This is a genomic window from Primorskyibacter flagellatus, assembly GCF_900176485.1.
In the GTDB taxonomy this organism is placed as follows: domain Bacteria; phylum Pseudomonadota; class Alphaproteobacteria; order Rhodobacterales; family Rhodobacteraceae; genus Primorskyibacter; species Primorskyibacter flagellatus.
The window spans coordinates 1-3833 of record NZ_FWYD01000052.1; the positions used below are offsets into that span (position 1 = coordinate 1).

3 protein-coding genes are annotated in these 3833 nt (G+C 60.6%); all 3 read right to left on the minus strand.

Annotated elements, in window-relative coordinates:
• Positions 1 to 90 precede the first annotated feature (90 nt).
• Genes B8991_RS20790 through B8991_RS20800 form a run of 3 tightly spaced genes read right to left on the minus strand, consistent with a single transcriptional unit; the run spans position 91 to position 3691 of the window.
• On the minus strand, positions 91 to 1095 hold the full coding sequence (locus B8991_RS20790) for a tyrosine-type recombinase/integrase (RefSeq protein WP_084355189.1): 1005 nt from the start codon (positions 1093 to 1095) through the stop codon (positions 91 to 93).
• On the minus strand, positions 1092 to 2462 hold the full coding sequence (locus B8991_RS20795) for a tyrosine-type recombinase/integrase (RefSeq protein ID WP_084355190.1): 1371 nt from the start codon (positions 2460 to 2462) through the stop codon (positions 1092 to 1094). The genes B8991_RS20790 and B8991_RS20795 overlap by 4 nt, the downstream gene beginning before the upstream one ends.
• Complete coding sequence (locus B8991_RS20800) at positions 2459 to 3691, minus strand: site-specific integrase (RefSeq protein ID WP_084355191.1); 1233 nt, start codon at positions 3689 to 3691, stop codon at positions 2459 to 2461. The genes B8991_RS20795 and B8991_RS20800 overlap by 4 nt, the downstream gene beginning before the upstream one ends.
• Between the last annotated feature and the right edge of the window lie 142 nt (positions 3692 to 3833).

The following is a 3833-nucleotide window of genomic DNA, read 5'->3' on the forward strand; positions in this document are numbered from 1 at the left end:
TTGACTTATCATCAGGTGGCCATAATGCGGAGGACTCTGTGCAAACCTGCTGTTTGTCAGCGTTTTTGCCCCATGTTCCTCCGCATTATTTCAGAGCGTATCGAGCCAGGCGAGCAGGCTCGTATCCCGTTTCCATGACGGCGGTTGAACCGCCGTTGCCGGAAGACTGACCTGTTCCAGTGCCTGTCGCTTCGTTTCCAGGTTCGCCTTCGCATAGTGGTTGGTGGTGTCGAGGCTCACGTGGCCAAGCCAGCTGCGAATGACCGTGACGTCGACACCGGCCGAGACAAGATGCACGGCGGTGGCATGGCGGAAGCTGTGTGGCGTCACATGTTTGGTTTGCAACGATGACACGGTTTCGGCTGCCTCTTTCACATAGCCCGCAAGCTTGAACCGGACGCCCGAGGCGCTCAGCGGCTCGCCGTAGCGGTTCACGAACAGCCGCTGGTCCGGCGCTCGCGGTTTTCGCTCCAACAGCTTTTTCAACAGCAGCACGGTTTCCGGCCAGAGTGGGCAGATGCGTTCCTTGCGGCCCTTGCCTGTCAGCCGCACGCAACTTGGGCTATCGAACCGGATCATATCGGGGCACAGATCGAGAGCTTCCTGTATTCGTGCCCCACTGTTGTAAAGGAACGAGAGCAGCGCGTGATCGCGCATGCCTTCGAGGGACGAGTGGTCTGGCTGGGCAAGGATTGCCGCCACTTCCGCCGGTTCCAGATAACAGGGTTCCGATACCGGCGCCCGCTTGACCGGGATGTTGAGGACATCCACGCATTGAGCGATCGATGCCGGTTCTCTGGTCGCTACGAAGTTGAAGAAGCTGCGGATCGCAGCAAGCCGGCAGTTGCGCGTGCCGATCGTGCCGCCGCGCCCGTGTTCAGTGTACCTCAGAAACGCAGCAACTTCGCCGGCCGTCAGATCGGCCAGCGTGATCCTCGCAACTTTCTTTTTTGCGCGCTGCGCGGCGAACCGCAGGAACAGTCGCCAGGTGTCGCGGTAGGATCGGACCGTATGGATGGAGGCATTACGCTGCTCAACAAGCCATTCATAGAAGAACATGCGCATCAGGTTCGGGAATGGGTTGGCCTTGTTCATGATCCGCCCTCCCGCTCAAGGTTGAGGCATGGTGCGCCCACGGCCCTGAACCGTTCGTTGGCGTGATGCAGCAAATCCTGCGTGACGGTGATGTAGACGAGGGTGGAGTTGATATCCCGATGCCCGAGGTATGTCGCGAGGAACGGCAGTCGGTCCTGCGGATTGATGCCTGCTTTGTACCAGTCCAGGATACGGTTCACGACCATCGAGTGGCGCAGATCATGAACGCGTGGCCCGGTTCGCCCTTGCAGTGGCTTCAGCCCGGCGCGCCGTATGACGTTAGTGAGCAGCCATGTGATCATTTCCGGAGTGTAGCGGCGGGTGCGGCCCCGCTCGTGCCAGAACAGACCGGAACATGGATCCTGCGATGCGCCGGCACTGCGCCGGGCTTTGATATAGGCTCGAAGCTCGGCCATCACGCTGTCGGGCAGCGGCAGGATCCTGGTTTTGAAGAACTTCGTTTGGCGAACCGTGATCGTACCGCTTTGGAGATCGACGTCGGCAAGATCGAGACGGGCAAGCTCGCCCCGCCGCAAGCCTGCACAATAGGCCAACACCAGCATGGTGTAGACCGTCAGCGGGCGAAGCGGTGACCGTGGTGAGGGGTAGGAACGAGCGACGTCGAGCATCCGCCGTACATCGGCGGGCGAGTAGATGTGGGGCTTGCGCCATTGCATGACGACTTCCTTCTGCGGTCGCGGGTCCGGCCGGCGCGATGGGATCGATGGATCCCGGTGACGGAAGATTTTCGTGAGGACGCGCCTGAGGTTTTCACATTCGGCGGCGTGATTGTGCGTGGATTTCGCCGCCGCCCAGTGATCGAGCATCACCCCGATCGGCTGTTCCTGGAGTGCCGGGTTCAGCTGCATGAACTGGTCGAATCTCAACAGCCGCGCTGACTGCGAGGTGTATTTGTAACCCCGGTTCCGCATCAGCGCGACGTGCTCAGCCAAAACCTCTCCCAGCACGCTGCCGAATGGCCGGGGCCGGCGCAACTCGGCAAGGGCCTTTTCCGGATTGCGCGACGCCAGCGCGCGCCAGACCGGCATGCACTGCTTGATGTTGCATGCTTCTCGCAAGGTGGTGACGGGATTGCGGTCGATCGCCTTGGTTCTCAGAAGGTGATCGAGGAACCGGTCAACGATGCGGGTGCGGTGCAGCAGCGTCGTCGCTGCCCAGCATTCAGTCATTACCCGCAGCCATGCGATCAGCATGTCCTGATCGAGTACGCCGTGACGCTCGGCAACGTCCTGGAAACCATGCAAGACTTGGCGGTAGCAGGCTCGGCTTTTCAAGCTACGTAAACGAAGGCTCGCGAGATAGTGGTCAATGATTGTGCGATCGGGATCGGGCCAGCGAGCGGTCATGTCAGCAACTCCGCACCCGGCACATCAAGCGCAATGGCCCTGAGATCCTCGGTGGCAAGCTTCAGGTAGACGGCCGTCGACGCGGTTGAGCGATGCCCCAAAAGGTCGCCAATAATTTTTTGCGGAACTGATGCGCGCAACATCTCGACCGCACGCGCGTGACGGAAGATGTGTGGCCCGCATTTGCCTGGCGGCTTGATGCCGGCATGGCGGAGCCGTCTTCGAACCAGACTGTATAGCTTCTCGAGCTTGCGATAGGGTGCGCGGGTGCGCATGAAGATTTCCCTGGCTTCGGTCACTGGCCGTCCGGAACGCAGATAAGCGAGAACGGCCTCGCCGGCAGGCGCCATCAGAGGCAGAAACGAGCAGGCTCCCGTCTTACTGTGACGGATACGGATGGATTCGCCCCGCCAGTCGATGTCCTCGATCCGAAGATTACGGACTTCTCCAGACCTCAGCCCATAGGTTGCAAGCAGTTGCAAGATCGCATGGTCCCGCAGTCCCGCCGGTGTCTTGTCCGCCCTGGCGCTTTCCAGAACCGCGGCGATCTCGCCCCGTTCCAGGATCGAGGGCACCCCTTCATAGGCGTAGAGCAACGGCGCGATGATGTGCGGCGACAGGTCGGTCGCAATGTGGCCTGCCCTATGGAGATGACGCAGCAGCGAGCGAAGCCGCTCCGCAACAGATTTCAGCGAGCTGCGCGTCAGCTTCAATGCGCGCAGGTCCATATAACGATCGATGTCTTCTACACTCAGATCCATCGGGCCTTCGGCACCACATCGTTCGAGTTGCCAGGCCAGGAAGTGTCGGGCCTCCCACAAGAGCGTGTCAATGCTGGGCCGGGCAAGGCCCCGCTCATCGAGAAGCCAGGCCTCGTACTCGTCGCAGATCGCAAATCGCAACGCGTCGGCCGCACATGACGCTTTTGGTGTTGGTGGCCACCGACCCTGCACAAGCCGCAGCAGCGCGTGAATGCCCGCGCACGGGATCTGGTGCCAGCGCGGACCGGGAAGGCGGCCATGACGGCGCTGGAACAGCGCGACCGCATCGCACAGGTGTTGCTCCACCTGGGCTTCGGTTACATCCGCGATCGGGATGTTCTGCTGTGCAAGATGGTCAAGGAAGCCGCGCGCATAGGCACAGTAATTCCTGACCACAACCGGGTTGTATTCTTGGCTGGTCAGTACGGCTTCGAGTTCGGTGATTACTTCGCGATCGGTTTTTGTCATCGCTGGCTCCTCCGCTGGTCAAACAACCGCAGAGGTTCGTCCGAAAATAATGCGGAGCAAAGCCGTCGCATAACGGCAAAAATGAGTGGCTATCAAGCGACTGTCCCACGCACCTCCGCATTATGGCCACCTGATGATAAGT

What these genes read in the sequence shown, in the direction of transcription:
- B8991_RS20790 (WP_084355189.1), bottom strand. Translation starts at nt 1,095, where the DNA reads ATGAACAAGGCCAACCCATTCCCGAACCTGATGCGCATGTTCTTCTAT.
- B8991_RS20795 (WP_084355190.1), bottom strand. Translation starts at nt 2,462, where the DNA reads ATGACCGCTCGCTGGCCCGATCCCGATCGCACAATCATTGACCACTAT.
- B8991_RS20800 (WP_084355191.1), bottom strand. Translation starts at nt 3,691, where the DNA reads ATGACAAAAACCGATCGCGAAGTAATCACCGAACTCGAAGCCGTACTG.